General features: G+C 51.7%; 1 pseudogene. It reads left to right on the forward strand.

The annotated features are described in order from the left end of the window. Positions 1 to 184: 184 nt before the first annotated feature. Positions 185 to 573, forward strand: a pseudogene (locus tag LPH68_RS26545) (DUF932 domain-containing protein); the annotation flags it as partial.

Genomic DNA, 573 nt, shown 5'->3' on the forward strand with positions numbered 1-573 from the left:
ATTTTTACTTCCGCTTCCTTGCCCGTTTCGGACCATACGGAACTTATGGCAACGTGTATTACCCGAGTATCACGGACTTGATATGCAGGTGCTACCTGCCTAAACTCACAAAATGAATCCTGAAAAGGCGATGGACGACGCTCCACCGCCTTTCTTATTGTATAACTTTTTAACACCAATCATTATGGCAACAGCATTAGCAACAACGGCTGCCCCCGTGCAGTTCGATTTCCAGAACAACAACGTCGAGGTGATGACGCTCGACACGCTCCGGCGCACACACAAGGAGAATGACATCTACGGCAACCCGCTCAAGGGAATCTACCATTACGAGGTGATAGAGCGCATGGCGGGTTTCTGCCAGAAACACAACCTGAACTACGAGGTGGAGGAAATCTTTGCCGCTCAGAACAAGAACAAAGCCCAGCCCGGCGTGGTCGTCCTGCCCCAGGTGGAACAGAAGTTCGGAACATCGGCTGTCGAGGCACATATTCTACGCCGTGTCTACACGACCATCCGCATCAAAGAATGGGAAACGGACGAGTTGACCACCACGCTGGTCGTTGCGTTCCA

The sequence above is a fragment of the Bacteroides sp. 1_1_30 genome, from assembly GCF_020982715.1.
Taxonomy (GTDB): Bacteria; Bacteroidota; Bacteroidia; order Bacteroidales; family Bacteroidaceae; genus Bacteroides; species Bacteroides xylanisolvens.